This window comes from Halomonas sp. BC2, assembly GCF_002078115.1.
GTDB classification, from domain to species: domain Bacteria; phylum Pseudomonadota; class Gammaproteobacteria; order Pseudomonadales; family Halomonadaceae; genus Vreelandella; species Vreelandella stevensii.
Window position 1 is genome coordinate 27,357 of record NZ_LFGT01000012.1, and the last position, 19,216, is coordinate 46,572.

The 19,216-nt window shown below is 56.7% G+C and carries 19 protein-coding genes and 2 tRNA genes; 14 read left to right on the plus strand and 7 right to left on the minus strand.

The annotated features are described in order from the left end of the window. A partial coding sequence (locus tag B7L71_RS17330) for a hypothetical protein (protein WP_170919471.1) occupies nt 1–728 on the plus strand: 728 nt, incomplete at its 5' end. On the opposite strand, the gene B7L71_RS08990 is transcribed toward B7L71_RS17330, so the two are convergent. Beyond that, entirely contained in the window at nt 725–1,666 is a 942-nt protein-coding gene (locus B7L71_RS08990; protein WP_081137453.1) for a DNA cytosine methyltransferase, read from the minus strand. The two genes, B7L71_RS17330 and B7L71_RS08990, sit on opposite strands and share 4 nt — an antisense overlap. Before the next feature lie 603 nt (nt 1,667–2,269). On the opposite strand from B7L71_RS08990, the gene B7L71_RS08995 reads away from it, so the two are divergent. Continuing rightward, nucleotides 2,270–2,485 (plus strand): hypothetical protein, encoded by a 216-nt coding sequence (locus B7L71_RS08995; RefSeq protein ID WP_081137454.1) that lies wholly within the window; start codon nt 2,270–2,272, stop codon nt 2,483–2,485. Nucleotides 2,486–2,649: 164 nt separating this feature from the next. Here the strand turns inward: B7L71_RS08995 and B7L71_RS09000 are convergent, their stop codons facing one another. The 3 genes from B7L71_RS09000 to B7L71_RS09010 all read right to left on the minus strand — a co-directional run bounded on the left by B7L71_RS09000 (nt 2,650) and on the right by B7L71_RS09010 (nt 3,763). Beyond that, nucleotides 2,650–3,069 carry a type II toxin-antitoxin system HicB family antitoxin gene (locus tag B7L71_RS09000; protein WP_081137456.1) on the minus strand — a complete coding sequence of 140 codons (420 nt, stop codon included), beginning with the start codon at nt 3,067–3,069 and terminating at the stop codon, nt 2,650–2,652. A gap of 37 nt (nt 3,070–3,106) precedes the next feature. Continuing rightward, nucleotides 3,107–3,289: a type II toxin-antitoxin system HicA family toxin gene (locus tag B7L71_RS09005; protein WP_081137457.1), complete on the minus strand. Its 183-nt coding sequence runs from the start codon at nt 3,287–3,289 to the stop codon at nt 3,107–3,109. Nucleotides 3,290–3,406: 117 nt separating this feature from the next. After that, entirely contained in the window at nt 3,407–3,763 is a 357-nt protein-coding gene (locus B7L71_RS09010) for a baseplate J/gp47 family protein (protein ID WP_081137459.1), read from the minus strand. 87 nt (nt 3,764–3,850) lie between these two features. Here B7L71_RS09010 and B7L71_RS09015 point away from each other — a divergent pair, with 87 nt between their 5' ends. The 3 genes from B7L71_RS09015 to B7L71_RS09025 all read left to right on the plus strand — a co-directional run bounded on the left by B7L71_RS09015 (nt 3,851) and on the right by B7L71_RS09025 (nt 5,397). Then, nucleotides 3,851–4,102 (plus strand): type II toxin-antitoxin system RelE family toxin, encoded by a 252-nt coding sequence (locus B7L71_RS09015; RefSeq protein WP_039176369.1) that lies wholly within the window; start codon nt 3,851–3,853, stop codon nt 4,100–4,102. A gap of 36 nt (nt 4,103–4,138) precedes the next feature. Then, the gene (locus B7L71_RS09020) at nt 4,139–4,501 is read left to right on the plus strand and encodes a helix-turn-helix domain-containing protein (RefSeq protein ID WP_039176367.1); all 363 of its coding nucleotides are present in this window, start codon (nt 4,139–4,141) and stop codon (nt 4,499–4,501) included. A 320-nt stretch (nt 4,502–4,821) separates the two neighbouring features. Further along, on the plus strand, nt 4,822–5,397 hold the full coding sequence (locus B7L71_RS09025; RefSeq protein ID WP_170919472.1) for a hypothetical protein: 576 nt from the start codon (nt 4,822–4,824) through the stop codon (nt 5,395–5,397). A 21-nt stretch (nt 5,398–5,418) separates the two neighbouring features. Here the strand turns inward: B7L71_RS09025 and B7L71_RS09030 are convergent, their stop codons facing one another. Next, nucleotides 5,419–5,943: a helix-turn-helix domain-containing protein gene (locus B7L71_RS09030; protein WP_016914537.1), complete on the minus strand. Its 525-nt coding sequence runs from the start codon at nt 5,941–5,943 to the stop codon at nt 5,419–5,421. A gap of 287 nt (nt 5,944–6,230) precedes the next feature. On the opposite strand from B7L71_RS09030, the gene gltX reads away from it, so the two are divergent. The 3 genes from gltX to B7L71_RS09045 all read left to right on the plus strand — a co-directional run bounded on the left by gltX (nt 6,231) and on the right by B7L71_RS09045 (nt 8,038). Beyond that, complete coding sequence (gltX, locus tag B7L71_RS09035) at nt 6,231–7,709, plus strand: glutamate--tRNA ligase (RefSeq protein ID WP_081137462.1); 1,479 nt, start codon at nt 6,231–6,233, stop codon at nt 7,707–7,709. Between the two features lie 130 nt (nt 7,710–7,839). After that, nucleotides 7,840–7,915, plus strand: a tRNA-Ala gene (locus B7L71_RS09040). Between the two features lie 47 nt (nt 7,916–7,962). After that, a tRNA-Glu gene (locus B7L71_RS09045) sits at nt 7,963–8,038 on the plus strand. 377 nt (nt 8,039–8,415) lie between these two features. On the opposite strand, the gene B7L71_RS09050 is transcribed toward B7L71_RS09045, so the two are convergent. Both B7L71_RS09050 and gltA read right to left on the minus strand, forming a co-directional pair. Then, nucleotides 8,416–9,297, minus strand: coding sequence for an NAD(P)-dependent oxidoreductase (locus B7L71_RS09050; RefSeq protein ID WP_062373579.1), 882 nt, complete (start codon nt 9,295–9,297; stop codon nt 8,416–8,418). 113 nt (nt 9,298–9,410) lie between these two features. Further along, entirely contained in the window at nt 9,411–10,697 is a 1,287-nt protein-coding gene (gene gltA / locus B7L71_RS09055) for a citrate synthase (protein ID WP_039176356.1), read from the minus strand. Between the two features lie 486 nt (nt 10,698–11,183). Between gltA and sdhC the strand changes: the two genes are divergently transcribed. The 6 genes from sdhC (at nt 11,184) to odhB (ending at nt 19,172) form a co-directional block, all read left to right on the plus strand. Next, the gene (gene sdhC / locus B7L71_RS09060) at nt 11,184–11,561 is read left to right on the plus strand and encodes a succinate dehydrogenase, cytochrome b556 subunit (protein WP_170919473.1); all 378 of its coding nucleotides are present in this window, start codon (nt 11,184–11,186) and stop codon (nt 11,559–11,561) included. Further along, nucleotides 11,555–11,902 (plus strand): succinate dehydrogenase, hydrophobic membrane anchor protein, encoded by a 348-nt coding sequence (sdhD, locus tag B7L71_RS09065; RefSeq protein ID WP_016914532.1) that lies wholly within the window; start codon nt 11,555–11,557, stop codon nt 11,900–11,902. The genes sdhC and sdhD overlap by 7 nt, the downstream gene beginning before the upstream one ends. Nucleotides 11,903–11,905: 3 nt before the next feature. Beyond that, nucleotides 11,906–13,678: a succinate dehydrogenase flavoprotein subunit gene (gene sdhA, locus B7L71_RS09070; protein ID WP_081137463.1), complete on the plus strand. Its 1,773-nt coding sequence runs from the start codon at nt 11,906–11,908 to the stop codon at nt 13,676–13,678. A gap of 27 nt (nt 13,679–13,705) precedes the next feature. Next, a complete protein-coding gene (locus tag B7L71_RS09075; RefSeq protein ID WP_016914530.1) occupies nt 13,706–14,416 on the plus strand; it encodes a succinate dehydrogenase iron-sulfur subunit in 711 nt (236 codons plus the stop codon). Between the two features lie 332 nt (nt 14,417–14,748). Further along, nucleotides 14,749–17,583 carry a 2-oxoglutarate dehydrogenase E1 component gene (locus B7L71_RS09080; protein WP_081137631.1) on the plus strand — a complete coding sequence of 945 codons (2,835 nt, stop codon included), beginning with the start codon at nt 14,749–14,751 and terminating at the stop codon, nt 17,581–17,583. A gap of 38 nt (nt 17,584–17,621) precedes the next feature. After that, on the plus strand, nt 17,622–19,172 hold the full coding sequence (gene odhB / locus B7L71_RS09085; protein WP_081137465.1) for a 2-oxoglutarate dehydrogenase complex dihydrolipoyllysine-residue succinyltransferase: 1,551 nt from the start codon (nt 17,622–17,624) through the stop codon (nt 19,170–19,172). The last annotated feature ends 44 nt before the right edge of the window (nt 19,173–19,216 follow it).

Sequence of the window (19,216 nt, forward strand, 5' to 3'; positions counted from 1 at the left end):
ATTTACAGAGTAGGCTGAGGCATTATGGCGATGAGCTTTACCCCTTTTATTTCGATGAAGAACTCCAGTCAATTCACCTAAGGCAAGAGCTGAATGATTGGCATTATTTTTATTTGCAACTTTTAATATCTTCTGCGCTACGCTATTGCCCACGCTCTCGTCGTCATGAGCTAACGGGCCCATTTGAAGAAATTAGTTATGCCATATTCAAATGCTTAATGCCAGATGGCTGGGTGGTACATCAATTCGGTAAAGACAAGTCAAGTAGGTATGAAGGCCACTTGTACGATAAACTTTCACTTCTTGCACAAGATGTTTGGGGGAAGTTAGATACTAAACGGTCGCATTTTAATGAACGTGATCGAGGTGATGGTGGGTTGGATTTAGTGGCGTGGCACCCAATGTCCGATGACCGCAATTTAGTCCCTATGGCCTTTGCTCAGTGTGGTTGCACGGCTGAAGAATTTGGCATGAAAATGTTAGAAGCATCCCCTGGTAAATTAGCGCTACACCTGAAAGTAGGGTATGAATGGGCTTCTTATTATTTTATGCCCCAATCTATGCTTACAAATGACGGGAAGGACTGGTTGAAATATTCAGACTTTGCTAGAGCTATTGTTGTTGATCGCTTTCGTATTATCAAAATTGCTAAGCAATACGAAATTAATGTTAGGGAAATTATGAAGTCAGAAACAATTCAAGAAGCCCTTGAAACTTCTTTTTATTAATACCAAATGTTTGGTAGAGCCCGTGCTACTGCCTCAAAAAGGGGCGGTGGCACAGCGTTTCCTACAACTTTATAGCGCATGCTCATGCTGCCCGATTTATGTTCCGGGAAAACAAGATTTCCAAATCCCTGTAACTTGGCTGCTTCGCGATAACTAAATCGGCGAGCGGGTCCATCATGTATGAAACGCCACACGTTATGCTCAAGCTTCTCCAATGGAGGGCTCATCGGGTGCAGTGGCATGTGGCGCGGGTTGGCAACGATCGTTTTTGACTGTTCTTTCCAGCCGTTCCGGCGGTTTCTGGAGAGGTAGTACCAATGAAAATCGAGATCGTAAAACTCACCTTCCGGCCACTCAGGCATACCGCCAATGGCGTCTTCTATGGTGGCTTTAGCTTGCCCGCCTACAACGCCGTGGGTCGGCTGGGGGAATTCGTACTCAATTCCAAAATCGTCACGAAGCCCGACGATGAAAATTCTCTTTCGCTCCTGGGCAACGCCAAAATCTGCTGAGTTAAGCACTTGGAATGACACGTTATAGCCAGCCTCAGTGAACACGCGAAGCTGATCCTGAAGCAGGTGGGCGTAATTCTTACGCACCATGCCAGAGACATTTTCAACGATGAACGCTTTTGGCTTGATTTGGTACAGGGCACGGGCAAATTCGAGATAAAGGGTGTTGATTTGGCGACCAGCATCACGCACGCCGCCTTGGCTAAACCCTTGGCATGGGTAGCAGCCCACCAGTAACTCAGCATCAGGGAAATGTTCTATTCCACTTATGCTTCCAAGGCGGTAGTCAGTCTCTGGGTGGTTGTGCTCATAAACTGCCTTTGCATAGGCCAACACATCGTTGGCCATCAGCACATCAAAGCCAGCATTGATGATACCAGCGTCGGAGCCCCCGCAACCTGAGAAAAGTGACACTGCTGTTGGCATGATGTTGTCCTAAACCTTAGCTCCCTCACGGGATGGTGATATTCGAGAAGGTGGGATTCTAACGCTCCCTGATGGCGTTGGCACACCCCCTGTGCGTTATTTCTTCATTGCGTTCTTGCGTCGTAGCGTTATTTCACGCCATTTGAGTGCCTCACCAATGATGTGGTCAGCGCTCATTTTGCTGCCTTCTCATCCGTATACGCCTTCATGAGATCCCAGTGCGTCGTGGCTACGGTTCGCACAGCGTAGGCTCCAGGAGTCTTTTTTCCGGTAGGCCCAAGTGTGCCGTGCCTTGCCTTTTACTATCTGCCCGAGCAGTACATCCATGGTGCCCACATCTTATTGGCTGAAAGTGCCTTTCCATAACCCTTGTCAATGGCTGGTTTCTTATACAGTATAAGGCGTTAGGGGCGTGACGTGCCAATGCCATGGCACGTCGCCAAATGTGGAGCTAGCACAGGGCAACAGCATGCGAGTGACCTACCTAGGGACTGCCGTGGTGGGTGTGGAGCACCCGGAGGTAGCAGAGATAGATCGGCGAAAAATTCCGCCGGCCTGCTTTCTGGTGGAGATCAACGACGACGTGCCCCAGGTGGGCCATGGATGGAGGGCGACGTGCTGGTGGTGGACGAAGCGCGCTCTTATGGCCACGCCGATTTGGTGGTGGCGGAGGTAGAGGGCGAGTATTGGCTCTTCAAAACCCACCACGTGGGCAGCCGCTGCCGCTTGTTGCCGCCTTTGGGTGGGGAAGGGTGCTTTATCACGGCGACGCAGTTTCGTGGGGTGGTGGTGAGGCAGGCGCGGTGTTGGGCGGTGTAGACAATTTCTTACACAAGAATCAGCGATGGCTTACAGCTGCCTGGATGATTTTTTGAGATGATAAATCAGTCGCTTGGAAGCACGCGGGACGGACTCCGCCTCGTCAGAAGGATGCGGCACCGATATCCCCAGCCATGGAATGGCTGGGGGTTTTTGTTTGGGGCTTAGCTGGCTTGTTTGTTCCTGGCCAGTTCGGCCATGGCGACGCGGGAGAGAAAGCCAGAGCGGGTTTTGTCGCCGGGGTGGCGGGCGACGAAGTCGTCGATCTGTTTGACCAGGAGGTCGGGCAGGGTGACGTTGATCTTGTGGCTTTTGCCCAGGTACGGGGTGACGTCTATATCGACGACGGCCCAGATCCAGCCAGTGAAGTCGGGATTGTCCATGTGGTGTTCGATGGACGTGGCTTCGGGGATGGGATCGCCGTATTCAACGGCCACTTCCAGCCAGCCATCGATGGCTTCTTTGGCGTTGGCCAGGGCCTCTTCGAAGGTGTCGCCTGCGGAGTGGCAGCCGGGCAGGTCGGGCACGATGACGCCATAGGCGTGTTGTTCGTCGCCGCGTTCAATGGCAATGGGAAATAACATGGCTCACCTCTATCAGTGGGGGCAGCAGTGGCCAGCCTCATTCGAGGCCAGCGCTTTTCCTGATTCCTTTGACCAATCCCGTTTTCAGATCCTTTTTCGGATGTGGCACGGTGATGGTGCCGGGTTTGGTCGGGTGCCTGAAGTGGTGGTGGCTGCCTTTGACTCTGAGTAATGTCCATCCATCCGCTTCCAGTTCCTTGATCAGTACTCTGCTGTTCACCTCCTGCCCCTTTGTCGTTGAACATGGGGTTACTATAACCCTGCAATGTGAGCCTGTCAAAATTTATAACCCCAACAACCCTGTTTGCTGTTCAGAGAGCCAATGGTTTGTGTACCGCTACCGCCTCTCCATACGAATGCTGCAGGTATACCCCTGCTCCGTGAAATTGTGCGCGACCTCGCTCACCAGCCAGGCCGTGGCGTCGATCTGGGGCTTGAAGCCTGCGAGCGTGAGCGGTGTTTCGGGCAGTAGGTCGGGGCCGATGCGCAGGGCCAGCATCGTCGTGATGCTGAACGGCAGCAGGGTGGCGGCTTGCACGGTGAGGCGATCCGTCAGCGGGCGGCGTTCATCGACGCGCTTGCGAACGGCGTCCAGCAACGCTTTGCTGGGTTGGCCATCGGCTTCGCGGAAGAGAATGGTAAGCACGACCTCCACGGATTCCGGGCTGGCCACCGAGCGTGGGGTTAGTGACACCGAATAGGCTGGCGGGAATGATGGATGTTTTTTAGCTAAAAGCTAAAATTTTTTGCTGCTAATTCGCTGTTAGCTATAATGGTGGCAATGAAAACGATCACTTACCGTAAAAGCGCGTTGAAGGTGTTGCAGCGAATGCCGCGACCTGAGTCGAAGCGCATACAAGGCAAAATCAAGGCCTATGCGGAAGACCCGGAAAGCCAGCGCAACAATGTGAAGGCCTTGAAGGGGAGCGATTATATTCGGTTGCGGGTAGGCGACTGGCGGGTGATCATCGACGAGCATGGCGATGTACTCGACATCATTAACATCGGTGCCCGTGGCGGCGTTTATCAATAAAGTGCCCATAGCACTAGACAATTTACAGGAGGCTGCATGAGCATACCTCAAATTATTCAAACGCCCACGGGCGAGCGGTTAGTGGTTCTGCCTGAGCAGGAGTACCAGGCGTTGCTTGCGCGGCTGGAAGACCAGGACGATATTGACGCTGCCAACGCGGTGGTGGCGCGTGGTGAAGAGTCATTTCCTGTGGCGGTTGTGGATGCGCTGCTGGATGGCGTGGCACCCGTGAAGGTGTACCGCGAATACCGTGGACTACGTGCAGGTGAGCTGGCGGAAAAAGCAGGGATCAGCCAAGGGTACCTTTCCGAAATAGAGTCAGGGAAAAAAAGCGGCTCGTTGAGTGTGCTGACCCGTATTGCGACTGCTTTAGAGGTTGAACTGAGCGACCTTACCTAGCCATCCCTCTTTCCCTACGATAGATGAGCCGCACCCGCTGGGCGTACTCGACGCGGGGGCGGTCGCGGGTGACGCGATCTTTCAGGCCGCGCTGGTGGGTGGTGGCTTCTGGCGGCGACGCGCGCGAAGGCGTTCGATGGGGTGGCTTTTGCCAAGGGATGAAGCGATGTCGATATCCATAACCCCAGCAATTCCGCGTGTCCTTCAAAGCGTTTCTCAAGCCTGGTCTGATATTGGGTAAATGCTTGCATCACTTTGCGTTTTTTGTGGTCAAAGGCGGTATGGTAGGTATCCGCCAATAACAAGGGGAAGACGTGGTGATGGGGAAAGCGCTAGGTTACGCAGGAGCCGCTCTGCTGGGTGCGTTGATGTTGCAGGGTTGCAGTGGTCCCGAAGAGGAGGCGCCGGCAGAGGCGGTGCAGGTGGAAGAGACCTCCGCGGCCGAGCCAGTGGCGGAAGCCGAGCCCATCGAGCCGCTGGAGGTGGAGGTGTCGACCTCTGCTCAACTACTCTCTGACCGCCGATTGATGATTGCGGGCCAGACCAACTTGCCGGATGGAGCCCAGGTACAGGTCGTGGTCGAGCGTGAGCTGAGCCGAGTGCGCTGGCAGGCACGTACTCAAGTCAGGGAAGGGCAGTTCGAAGTCGGGCCGCTGGGTACGGGGAGTGGGTTGCCGGATGGCGGTTACGTGGTGCGAGTACAGCTTTCCGAAGCCGCTGTTCAGCCAGCCAGCGTGCGGGCACGGATTGGTGATCTGGGTGAGCATTTGGCGGGAGAGCTGGTCAGCCAGTCCCGCCATGGGTTGGGTCAGGTGGCCACCTACTCGCGGCGTCTCTTGATAGGCAGTGAACCAAGACGAACGCGCGACCAGGTGGACGTGTTTGAGGACAATTAGGGACGGGGAGGTAAAGATGCTTTAGGCAGCACACCAGTGGGCAAGCAGAACGGCATGGATCGAGGTGCTATTGGGCGCTTTTGTGTAGTGCTCAATGACGTATTGATCATCCCGTTGTACCAGGTAGTGCCCGGCCTTGTGGAACACGTGTGTCGGGCCGAGGAGCAGCAGGTCTCCCGCCGACGCTGGTGAAAAATCTGCTTCCTTGGCAGGTGTCACCATCACGCAAGGTGCTTTCCAGTCGATCTTCAACGGCAGGTGATGCGGCACGGTGATAGCAGTGGCCTGAACCTGTTCCCAGGGGAGGGGACCAGTATGGTTCAGGGTGAGCAGTTGTGGCGCGCTGTCTCCTTCCAATAGGGTAGCTAGCGAGCAATCCAGTGCGTCCGCGAGCGCCACCAGGCGTTCATGGCCGATCTGTTTGATTGCCCCAGATTCCCAATAAGAAATGGTGACATCCGACACGCCAACTTTACGTGCTAGGGCAGCTTTGTTGAGCTTGGCCCTAAGCCTCAGTTGCTTGATACGTGAGCCTAGCGATTCCATTTCATCTTCCTATCGATGAGCTAAATCAGCTCGTTAAGTGTACTTCCACCTATTAGGTGGCGCTCAGAACACGCTGTAAACGATGAGAATCGTTCGCATGCATGAACACGAATCATGGGTACTACACCATACTAAGCGATTGTGCTTTAACGCGCATCTTCCACACCGTGGACATTGAGCTTTGCTTATGACGTTTTTAAAGGAAACTCGTTCCCCTGAGGGTGCTGTTGGATATAGCTGGGGCGCGTATAATGTGGCGATGCATTTACCGCCACAAGGATAGATTGATGACCGTACGTACTCGTATTGCGCCTTCCCCGACTGGGGACCCGCACGTAGGCACGGCCTATATTGCGCTGTTCAACCTCTGCTTTGCCCGTCAGCACGGTGGTCAGTTCATCTTGCGCATTGAAGATACCGATCGGGTGCGTTCTACCCCTGAATCAGAACAGATGATTCTCGACTCGTTACGTTGGCTGGGGCTCGAGTGGGACGAAGGCCCTGATGTAGGCGGCCCGCATGGCCCTTACCGTCAAAGCGAGCGCGGCGATATCTATGCACAGTATGCACAGCAGTTGCTGGACGCCGGGCATGCTTTCAAGTGCTATCGCACCAGTGAAGAGCTGGACGAGCTGCGTGAATCCCGCAAGGAAGCAGGCCTGCACCTGGCCCTGAAACCTGCAGACCTGGCGCTGGATGCCGCCGAGCAGGCGCGTCGTGAGCAGGAAGGCTGGCCGTATGTCATCCGCATGAACGTGCCCAGTGAAGGCGTCTGCGTGGTCAGCGACATGCTGCGCGGCAGAATCGAGGTGGAGTGGGCGCAGGTGGACGCGCAAATCCTGATGAAGTCCGATGGTATGCCCACCTATCACCTGGCCAACGTGGTCGATGACCATTTGATGGGCATCACCCATGTGCTGCGTGGCGAAGAGTGGATCAACTCGACACCCAAGCACCAGCTGCTCTACGACTACTTCGGTTGGGAAATGCCCCAGCTCTGCCACATGCCGCTGCTGCGCAACCCGGACAAGTCGAAGCTCTCCAAGCGCAAGAACCCGACCTCGATCAACTATTATCGTCGCATGGGCTTTCTGCCTCAGGCCGTCACCAACTATCTGGGGCGGATGGGGTGGTCGATGCCGGACGAACGCGAAAAGTTCAGCCTGAGCGAAATGATGGCTGAGTTCGACATTCAGCGGGTATCGCTGGGTGGGCCGGTATTCGATCTGGAGAAGCTGACCTGGCTCAACGGCGTTTATATTCGTGAAGACCTGGATGACGATGCGTTGCTGCTGGCGCTGCGCGAGTGGGCGTTCAACGATGCCTATGTCAAGCAGATCCTGCCCCAGGTTCGCCCGCGGGTCGAGACGCTCTCGCAGGTGATTCCGCTGGCGGGCCATTTCTTCTCTGGGCTGCCCCCGTTGGAAAAGCAGGATTTCGACGCTATCAAGCTGGAAGACGAAGAGCTGGTGAAGCTGCTGCAATTCCTGGTATGGCGCTTCGAAGCCGTCAATGCCTGGCACAAGGAGGCGCTGCTGACGGAAGTCAAACACCTGGCAGAACACTTCGAACTCAAGATGAAGGCGTTTCTGGCGCCGGTGTTCATTGCCATTACGGGCAGTGCTTCCAGCACGTCCGTCATGGACGCCATGGCGATTCTCGGGTCGGACGTGACGCGGGCTCGCTTGCGCCACGCTATCGAGGTATTGGGTGGCGTATCGAAAAAGCAGGCGAAACGCTTCGAAAAAGAGTTCCGCGACCTGTAAACACTCGACCTGTACAGAGGGGCAGGGAGCGTCAGATGAGCGGTGAGCGAGATATTTGACGCTTCTTGCGAAAACAGGGTTGACGAAGGCGAGCGTAATCAGTAATATACGCTCCGTCTTCACGACATGTGGGGCCTTAGCTCAGCTGGGAGAGCGCAACACTGGCAGTGTTGAGGTCAGCGGTTCGATCCCGCTAGGCTCCACCATCATTAGCCCATGCTAACGATGTACCATGATGTAAAAAGGTAGATACGTCCCATTCGTCTAGTGGTCCAGGACACCGCCCTTTCACGGCGGGAACAGGGGTTCGAACCCCCTATGGGACGCCACCTTCTTCTGGTTTTTTGTATTTTCCCCCTTCAAAAAGTCTCGATAGCAACCCAATGTCGCGTTGCTTTTTCGGCTGCTTCCTGTTTGGCGTTTTAGCCAATTTATCGCTTTTTTTGTCAATATTGTGCTTGACTTGTCCACTTTTGCTCGTCTGGGCAGAGGGTTGTGCACAGCCTTGTGAAGACGTCCCAAAAAATCAGTGTCTTGGCTTAATTCCTTTAAAATCAATGCCTTATATTAGATCAAAAAATGACCAATCTAAGGCTGGGTCACTGTTCATGGCGATTACGGGACGTTTTGTAGTGGTTGTGAACAGGGTTATCCACAGATAGTGTGGAAAACCCTGATCCGGCTGTCAGCGCCAAAATGTCAAGCGCTATTCGCCTTTGCGGAGACGCTTCAATAGCGAAGAAGTATCCCACCGGCCACCCTGCATGCGCTGCACGTCGGCATAGAACTGATCCACCAGTGCGGTAACGGGTAGCGTGGCGTCCAGTCTGCGCGCTTGTTCCAGGCAGATGCCCAGGTCCTTGCGCATCCAGTCGACGGCAAAGCCGTGCTGATACTCATCGGCGATCATGGTCTTGTGGCGGTTCTCCATCTGCCAGGATCCTGCGGCACCTTTCGAAATCACCTCGATCACCTGATGCTGATCCAGTCCTGCCTGTTCGGCAAAGTGCAGCCCCTCCGCCAACCCTTGTACCAGGCCGGCGATGCAGATCTGGTTGACCATTTTGGTGAGCTGGCCGCTGCTGGCGGGGCCCATGAGCGTGACAGCGCGAGCATAGTGGTCAAGCACGGGGGCGACGGCATCGAAAGGGGCCTGTTCACCGCCGCACATGATGGTCAGCGCGCCGTTTTCTGCGCCCTGCTGGCCGCCGGATACCGGGGCATCGATAAAGTGAAGGCTCTGCTGGCGACAGGCGGCATCCAGCTCCAGTGCCAGGTCGGCTGAGGCCGTGGTGTGGTCCACCAGATAGCTGCCGGGGGCCATGGCCTGCAGCACGCCGTGTTCGCCGGTGGTGACCTGACGCACGTCGTCGTCATTGCCTACGCACACCAGCACCAGGTCGGCGCCCTGGGCCGCTTCGGCGGGCGTGGCGTGGGCCGTGCCGCCGAACTGATCGGCCCATGCCTGGGCTTTGGCGGCCGTGCGGTTATAAACGCGGGTGGTCAGGCCCTGCCTGGCCAGGTGTCCTGCCATGGGGTAACCCATGACGCCCAGGCCGATAAAGGCAACGGTAGTGATAGAAGACATAAAGCACCTTTGTTGTTGATGGGGGAGTGGTGTCATGAAGGGGTAGGCTGCACGCAAAAGGCCACCCGTGGGTGGCCTTTGTGTCGCTCAGTTATCGCCGTACAAGCCGCCGATTACTTCTTGGGGTAGTCACGCTGGTCATGACCAATGTAAAGCTGGCGCGGACGACCGATCTTGTAGCTTTCGCTGAGCATTTCGTGCCAATGTGAGATCCAGCCAATGGTACGGGATACCGCGAAAATCACGGTAAACATGTTGGTCGGAATGCCCATGGCCTTGAGGATGATGCCAGAGTAGAAGTCGACGTTCGGGTACAGCTTGCGCTCGATGAAGTATTCGTCTTCTAGAGCGATCTGCTCCAGGCGCTTGGCGATCTTCAGCTGCGGGTCATCGGCCAGGCCCAGCTCGGCCAGTACTTCGTCGCAAGTCTCTTTCATGACCTTGGCGCGTGGGTCGAAGTTGCGGTAAACGCGGTGACCGAAGCCCATCAGCTTGAACGGGTCGTTCTTGTCTTTTGCCTTGTCCACGAAGCGCTGAATGTTCTCTTCGGAATCGTCGCCGATTTCGTCGAGCATGTTCAGCACGGCTTCGTTGGCGCCGCCGTGTGCCGGGCCCCAGAGTGCCGCGATGCCCGCACTGATACAGGCAAACGGGTTGGCGCCGGTAGAGCCTGCCAGGCGTACGGTGGAGGTGGAGGCGTTCTGCTCGTGGTCCGCATGCAGCATGAAGATGCGGTCCATGGCTTTGGCGTACACCGGGTTGATCTTGTACTCCTCGCAAGGGTTGCTGAACATCATGTAGAGGAAGTTCTCTGCATAGCTCAGGTCGTTGCGCGGGTAGTTGAAGGGTTGGCCAACGTTGTACTTGTGCGACATGGCGGCCAGGGTAGGCATTTTGGCAATCAGGCGAATCGCGCTGATGACGCGGTCTTCTTCCTGAGTGATGTCCATGTGGTCATGGTAGAACGCTGCCAGACCACCGACCACGCCACACAGGATCGACATCGGGTGTGCGTCGCGACGGAAGCCCTTGAAGAAGTTGTTGATCTGATCGTGCACCATGGTGTGATTGCGAATGCGCGATTCGAAATCGGTGTACTGCTCTTTTGTGGGCAGTTCACCAAACAGCAGGGTGTAGCACACTTCGACGAAGTTGGATTCTTTTGCCAGTTGGTCGATGGGGTAGCCGCGGTGCAGCAGTACGCCCTTGCCGCCATCGATGTAGGTGATTGCGGACTGGCAGGAAGAGGTGGCCATGAAGCCGGGGTCGTAGGTAAACAGGCCTTCGGCGCCCAGGCCGCGTACGTCGATGACGTCGGGGCCAAGTGTGCCGGAATACATGGGTAGTTCGATCGTCTTATCGAGACCGTCTACCGTCAATGTCGCTTTCCTGTCAGCCATGATGGCCTCCTTTCGAGTTCGGTTTGGGACGTAAAGTCGTTGTTTCGCATGCCGCGCCGGCGAAAAGGCTTGCCCACTATAGAAGTGTGCGACATTTTGTCAATTAGCCGTAATGCTAGACATGCTTATACAGGATGTGTTGTTTTGGATAATAATTGTATATGATTAACTGGGATCTATAGTACCGAAGTGACAGAGGGTTGACGATACGTTAACAGGCTTATCAAACCGTCCATCTAATGTCACTATAACCATGCTGCATCGCAAAATCGACTCAGACCATTGGCTATTTTCTTGCACCATGGTCGAGTTAAGTCTGAGATCGGTTTGTCAGCAGGGGCTAAGGTTCTTATAATCCACGGCGCGCGACCGGCAGGTAGGTGGTCGTGCCCGACTTGGCAACGGCCGAGCCCCTTCCAGCAACCACCGCCCGCTCGGGTTATGCCCGACCGTCGCTGAGCGGGCCAAGAGAGTGTGTATAACGCCGTGAATAGCAAACGACCCGTAAACCTAGACCTGACTACGATACATTTCCCACTGCCAGCGCTGACGTCGATTACGCACCGTATTACCGGCGTGATCCTGTTCGTTGGGCTGATCTTCGCTTTCTGGGCGCTGGGTAAATCCCTGTCATCTCCGGCTGGCTTTGACGCTGTCAGCAATGCCCTGGCGAATAACGTCCTCGCCAAGTTTGTGGCCTGGGGGCTGCTGTCTGCCCTGGCATTCCACTTTGTGGCAGGCATCAAGCACCTGCTCATGGATGCCAACATTGGCGTGACCCTGGAGGGTGGTGTGAAAAAAGCACAGGCTACGGTCGTAGTCAGTGCGGTTCTGATTATTCTGGCAGGAGTTTGGGTATGGTAACCAACATCACGAGTTTTGGCCGTAGCGGTCTGTCCGATTGGCTGATGCAGCGGGTATCCGCCGTCATTCTGGCCCTTTACACGGTCTTCATCGTCGCTTACCTGCTGTTTAATCCGAACCTGGATTACTACACCTGGAGTGGGCTGTTCGAGCAAACCTGGATGCGTATCTTCTCGCTGCTGGCCTTCATTTCCATTGCAGCGCACGCCTGGATCGGTTTGTGGACAGTCACTACCGATTACCTCAAGTCCACTCGCCTGCGCGTGGGTGCCCAGACGCTGATCATTCTGGCCATCTTCGTATACCTGGTGTGGGGCATCCAAATTTTGTGGGGAGCTTGATTTATGTCTAACCTTCGTAGCCTGACGTTTGACGCCATCATCGTGGGTGGCGGTGGCTCTGGCCTGCGTGCCGCTCTTGAACTGGCCAAGTCCGGTAAAAAGACAGCGGTACTGTCCAAAGTGTTCCCGACACGCTCCCACACGGTTTCTGCTCAGGGCGGTATCACCTGTGCGATTGCCTCCGCCGACCCGAACGACGACTGGCGCTGGCACATGTATGACACCGTCAAGGGCGGCGACTATATCGCTGACCAGGACGCTGCCGAGTACATGTGTTCGGAGGGCCCCAAGGCCGTCTTCGAACTCGAGCACATGGGCCTGCCATTCTCGCGTTTCGACAATGGCCGCATCTATCAGCGTCCGTTCGGTGGTCAGTCCAAGAACTTTGGTGAAGGTGGTCAGGCAGCACGTACCTGCGCCGCCGCCGACCGTACCGGTCACGCGCTGCTGCACACCCTGTACCAGAACAACCTGAAGAACAACACCACGTTCCTGAACGAGTGGTACGCGGTGGATCTGGTCAAGAACGCCAACGGTGACGTGGTGGGCTGTATCGCCATGTGCATCGAAACCGGCGAAGTGGTGCACGTCAAGTCAAAAGCCACCGTGCTGGCGACCGGCGGTGCCGGACGCATCTACGCGTCGACCACCAACGCCCTGATCAACACGGGTGACGGCATCGGCATGGCGCTGCGCGCTGGTTTCCCGATGCAGGACATGGAAATGTGGCAGTTCCACCCGACCGGTATCTACGGTGCGGGCACGCTGGTCACCGAAGGTTGCCGTGGTGAAGGTGGCTACCTGGTCAACAAGGATGGCGAGCGTTTCATGGAGCGCTATGCGCCCAACGCCAAAGACCTGGCGGGCCGTGACGTCGTGGCGCGCTCCATGGTCATGGAAATCCTCGAAGGCCGCGGCTGTGGCGAGAAGGGCGACCACGTGTTCCTGAAGCTGGATCACCTGGGCGAAGAAGTGCTTGGCAAGCGTCTGCCGGGTATCGTAGAGCTGTCTAAAACCTTCGCTCACGTTGATCCGGCGAAAGACCCGATTCCGGTCGTCCCGACCTGCCACTACATGATGGGCGGTATCCCGACCAACATTCATGGTCAGGCGATCACCCAGGACGAGAGCGGTAACGACAAGATCGTCAACGGTCTGTTCGCGTGTGGCGAAGCTGCCTGTGTATCGGTACACGGTGCCAACCGTCTGGGCGGTAACTCGCTGCTGGATCTGGTGGTCTTCGGTCGCGCTGCGGGTATGTTCATCGAAGGCGCGCTGAACGAAGGTATCGAGTATCTGGACGCTTCCGAGTCAGACATCGAATTCGCCATGAAGCGCATCACTCGCTGGAACGAATCTGAAGGCGGTGAAAGCATTCCTGAGCTCAAGGCCGAACTGCAAAGCATCATGCAGAACTCTTTCGGTGTATTCCGTGAAGAGAAAAACATGCAGGAAGGTGTCAAACAGCTGGCGGAACTGCGTGGCCGCATCGACAATGCGCACCTGCCGGACAAATCCAACGCCTTCAACACTGCCCGTGTCGAAGCGCTGGAGCTGGACAACCTGATGGAAGTGGCAGAAGCAACGGCGATTGCTGCCCTTGAGCGTAAAGAGAGCCGTGGTGCCCACTCGCGCTACGACTACCCCGACCGTGATGATGTCAACTGGCTGAAACACTCGCTCTACTTCCCGGCTAGCAAAGAGCTGAAGCAGCGCGACGTCAACTTCAAGCCGAAAACAGTCGATACGTTCGAGCCGAAGGTTCGCACCTACTAATCTCCGCACCGACGAGAGGGAGACACCATGTCAAATCTTCAGGTATCCGTGTATCGCTACAACCCGGAAACCGACTCCGCGCCCTACATGCAGGAGTTCCAGGTCGATACCAAAGGTCGCGATCTGATGGTGCTGGATGTACTGCACCTGATGAAAGAGCAGGACAGTGGCCTGGCCTATCGCCGCAGCTGCCGTGAAGGCGTGTGCGGCTCCGATGGCATGAACATGAACGGCAAGAACGGCCTGGCGTGCATCACGCCGCTGTCGGACGTCGTGAAAAACAACAAGCTGACTCTGCGTCCGTTGCCTGGCCTACCGGTCATCCGCGACATGGTCGTGGACATGGGCTTGTTCTACAAGCAGTACGAGCGCATCCAGCCGTATCTGCAAAACGACACGCCAGCGCCCGCCATCGAGCGTCTGCAGTCGCCAGAAGAGCGCGACAAGCTGGACGGCCTGTACGAGTGTATCCTGTGCGCCTGCTGCTCCACGTCCTGCCCGTCGTTCTGGTGGAACCCGGACAAGTTCGTGGGCCCGGCGGGTCTGCTGCAGTCATACCGCTTCCTGGCCGATAGTCGCGACACCGCCACCCGTGAGCGTCTGACCAGCCTGGAAGACCCGTTCTCGGTGTTCCGTTGCCGCGGCATCATGAACTGCGTGGCGGTATGCCCGAAAGGTCTGAATCCGACCCGTGCAATTGGTAAAATTCGTGAAATGTTGCTCGCAGATGCGACGTAACTCATTCATCCTGTGAAAAAAAGCGACTACCACGTAAGTTGCATCACAAAGCTACTTAAATCGTGGCGCTTCGCTTGTTATCATAGGGGCTGTCATGGTGCGGCGACGCGCCGCACCATGGATCAGCCAAGTTTAAAAGCCGGTGCGACGAGTACCGGCTTTTGAGCATGAACTGGTAATGAAACGCGTCATCATACGTGTATGAAAAAGGGCTACCGGCCTCAGGTCGGCGCCGCCGGCAAACGTCCCGCCCCGCCGGCAGGGCAATAGCGATGTCGTTGCACGCATGCAGCGATGCCGATACCACCCCATCAGTGCAGGGTGACCGAGAGATGCAACAAGGCATAATGGAGTTGATGTGGCGTTCCTCTCACGTTAGTGGTGGCAATGTCCACTACGTGGAAGCGCTTTACGAGCAGTACCTCGCCGATCCTGATTCTGTCTCAGACGAGTGGCGCAGCTATTTCGATCAGTTGCCGCGTGCTGAAGGCAGTGCCTCCCACGATGTTCCACTAAGCCCCATTCGTGATCAGTTCTACCAGCTTGGCCGTGAAAGGCGCCCAGGCCGGGTAGTCGCCGCGTCCGACAGCGGTGAAAACAAAAAGCAGATTAAAGTCCTGCAGCTGATTAACGCGTATCGCTTCCGTGGCCATCAAAAGGCCAATATCGACCCGCTTGGTCTGCGTAATCCCACCCCCGTCCCCGACCTCGACCTGTCATTCCATCAGCTATCCAAGGCTGATCTTGATACCGAGTTCCAGACAGGTTCTTTCTTCCTGGGTGTTGATAAAGCACCGTTGCGCGAGATCGTCGATGCGCTGGAGCAGACCTACTGCCGCTCCATCGGCTGCGAAATCATGCACATCGTGGATACCGAAGAGAAGCGCTGGCTGCAGCGTCGTTTCGAATCGGTACGCAGCGCGCCCAAGTTCAGCGATGACGTGCGTAAGCACGTACTGGAACGCCTGACGGCTGCGGAAGGTCTGGAAAATTACCTGGCCTCCAAGTACCCGGGTACCAAGCGCTTCGGTCTGGAAGGTGGCGAGTCGTTCGTACCGATGATGGACGAACTGATTCAGCGTGCCGGTGGCTATGGCACCAAGGAGGTCGTGATCGGCATGGCCCACCGTGGCCGCTTGAATCTGCTGGTCAACATCCTGGGCAAGAACCCTGCGGATCTGATAGACGAGTTCGATGGCAAGAAAGTCATCGAGCGTGGTTCTGGTGACGTGAAATACCACCAAGGCTTCAGCTCCAACGTCATGTCGCCTGGTGGCGAAGTCCACCTGGCCATGTCGTTCAACCCGTCGCATCTCGAAATCGTCGCGCCGGTGGTGGAAGGCTCGGTACGTGCCCGCCAGGATCGCCGCAATGACGCTGACGGAAGCAAAGTGCTGCCGATCAACGTTCATGGCGATGCCGCCTTCGCGGGGCAGGGTGTGGTCATGGAGACATTCCAGATGTCCCAGACCCGCGCCTACAAGACCGGTGGCACGGTACACATCGTCATCAACAACCAGGTGGGGTTCACGACCTCCAACCCGGCCGATGCACGCTCCACCGAATACTGTACTGACATTGCCAAGATGGTTCAGGCGCCGATTTTCCACGTCAACGGCGATGATCCGGACGCGGTCATTCACGCCACCCAAGTGGCCCTGGATTACCGTCAGCAGTTCAAGAAAGACGTCGTCATTGACCTGGTGTGCTACCGCCGTCGCGGCCATAACGAAGCCGACGAGCCATCAGGCACCCAGCCGCTGATGTACGCCAAGATCAAGGACCACCCCTCCTCACGCACGCTGTATGCACAGCGTCTGATCGAGCAGGGCGTGCTGTCCGAAGACGACGCCAAAGCCATGGTGGAGGCCTACCGCGATGATCTCGTGGCAGGCAATCACGTGGCCAACGCGCTGGTTCAGGAACCCAACAAGTCGCTGTTCGTCGACTGGGCTCCCTACCTGGGCCATGAGTGGACCGGCAATGCCGACACCACCTTCGACATGAAACGCCTGCAACAGCTGGCAGCGAAGATGTGTGAGATCCCTGACGGTATCGAAGTACAGCGTCAGGTGGCCAAGATCTATGAAGACCGCCGCAAGATGCAGGCGGGCGGCATGGGGCTCAACTGGGGCTTCGCCGAAACGCTGGCCTATGCCACGCTGCTGGATCAAGGCCACCCGGTCCGGATTACCGGTCAGGACGTTGGCCGTGGCACGTTCTCGCATCGTCATGCGGTGGTGCACAACCAGAAAGACGCGACGACCTACGTGCCGCTGCAGAACATGGCTGATGGTCAGCCCCGTTTCACCATCCACGACTCCTTCCTGTCGGAAGAAGCCGTGCTGGCGTTCGAGTATGGCTACTCCACCACGGCTCCCAACGATCTGGTGATCTGGGAAGCGCAGTTCGGTGACTTCGTCAACGGTGCCCAGGTCGTGGTCGACCAGTTCATTTCCTCTGGTGAGACCAAGTGGGGACGCCTGTGTGGCTTGACCATGCTGCTGCCCCATGGCTACGAAGGCCAGGGCCCCGAACACTCTTCGGCACGCCTTGAGCGCTTCTTGCAGCTGTGCGCCGAGCACAACATGCAAGTGTGCGTACCGACGACGCCTGCCCAGATTTTCCATCTGCTGCGCCGTCAGGTGATTCGCCCGCTGCGCAAGCCGCTGGTGGTCATGTCGCCCAAGTCGCTGCTGCGCCACAAGGAAGCCGTGTCCAGTCTCGAAGATCTGGCCCATGGCAAGTTCCACATGGTGCTGCCCGACCAGGGCAACCCGGATGTCGAGAAGGTCACTCGTGTGATCATGTGCGCTGGCAAGGTCTACTATGATCTGGCCAACTGGCGTGCTGAGAGCGAGCGTGACGATACGGTCATCCTTCGTCTTGAGCAGCTCTACCCCTTCCCGAAAGAAGAGCTTCTGGAAGTGCTCCAGGCATATGCCAATGTGGAAGATATCGTCTGGTGTCAGGAAGAGCCGCTGAATCAGGGCGCCTGGTACTCCAGTCAGCACCACATGCGTGCCGTGGCCGACCTGTTGAAAGACGGCCTGGGTCGTGAGTTGAAATTCGCAGGGCGTCCTGCCTCGGCTGCTCCGGCAGCGGGCTACATGTCCGTCCACATTGAACAGCAGCGCCAGCTGGTGGAAGACGCTTTTAATATTTAAGCGTCCGCCAGGCTTAGAGAACATATAAGGGAAACGACATGGCTACTGATATCAAAGCGCCAACCTTTCCGGAATCCGTTGCCGAAGGCACCGTGGCCGCGTGGCACAAGAAGCCGGGTGACAGCGTCGAACGCGACGAGCTGATCGTTGAAATCGAGACCGATAAAGTGGTGCTTGAAGTCGTCGCACCGGAAGCGGGAATCCTGACCGACGTGATGGCCGAAGAAGGCGATACCGTCGAGTCCGAGCAAGTATTGGGCAAGATTGGTGAAGGCAGCGCCTCGGGCGACAGCGGTAAGAAAGAAGAAAAATCTTCTGACAACGCCGAGAAGGCCGAGTCCAAGGAAGCCGCTAAGCCAGCCGCCGGTGGCAAGCAGCACGACGTGAAGGCGCCCAGCTTCCCTGAGTCCATTCAGGAAGGCACCGTGGCGACCTGGCACAAGAAAGTAGGCGAAGCGGTCAAGCGTGACGAAGTGCTGGCCGACATCGAAACCGACAAGGTCGTGCTGGAAGTCGTGGCGCCTGCCGATGGTGCCCTGGCGGAAATCAAGGCAGAAGAAGGCAGCCAGGTTGAGTCCGAAGCGATTCTGGCAACCTTCGTAGAAGGCGGTGGCAGTGACCAGGCCAGCGCTTCTTCTTCCAGCAGCGCTTCCAACGACGCTGACGATGAAGGCGCCGATGAGAAGGTGGGTGACAAAGTGCTGGCACCGGCTGCTCGCAAGATGGTTGCCGAGCACGATCTGGACGTTTCCAGGATCGAAGGTACCGGCAAAGGCGGTCGCATTCTGAAAGAAGACGTTCAGAAAGCCGTCAAGGATGGTTCGGCCAGGAAAGCTGCCAAGTCCTCTGCGCCGGCCAAGGCTGCGGCGGCTCCGGCGGTGGCGGGTGAGCGCGAAGAGAAGCGCGTACCGATGACCCGTCTGCGCCAGACCATCGCCAAGCGCCTGGTTCAGGCACAGCAGACCGCGGCGATGCTGACCACGTACAACGAAGTGGACATGACGGAAATCATGGCCCTGCGTGCCCAGTACAAGGACACTTTCCAGAAGACCCACGATGTCAAGCTGGGCTTCATGGGCTTCTTTGTAAAAGCCGCTTCCGAAGCGCTCAAGCGCTTCCCGGACGTCAATGCCTCCATCGACGGCACCGACATCGTCTACCACGGTTATCAGGATATCGGTGTTGCCGTCTCCACCGACCGTGGCCTAGTGGTACCGGTACTGCGTGATACCGACAGCATGAAGATCGCAGACGTCGAGCGCAGCATCGTCGACTTCGGCAAGCGTGGCCGTGACGGCAAGCTGGGCATGGACGACATGATCGGCGGTACCTTCACCATCACCAACGGTGGCACCTTCGGTTCACTGATGTCGACGCCGATCATCAACCCGCCGCAGACCGCTATCCTGGGCATGCACAAGATTCAGGATCGCCCCATGGCGGTGAATGGCAAGGTCGAGATTCGCCCGATGATGTATCTGGCGCTCTCCTACGACCACCGCATGATCGACGGTAAAGATGCGGTAAGATTCCTGGTGACTATCAAAGAGCTGCTGGAAGACCCGGCTCGCTTGCTGCTGGACGTATAACGAAGCGCGTTGATCCGCCTTCGCTGTTGATGAAACGTTCTCTG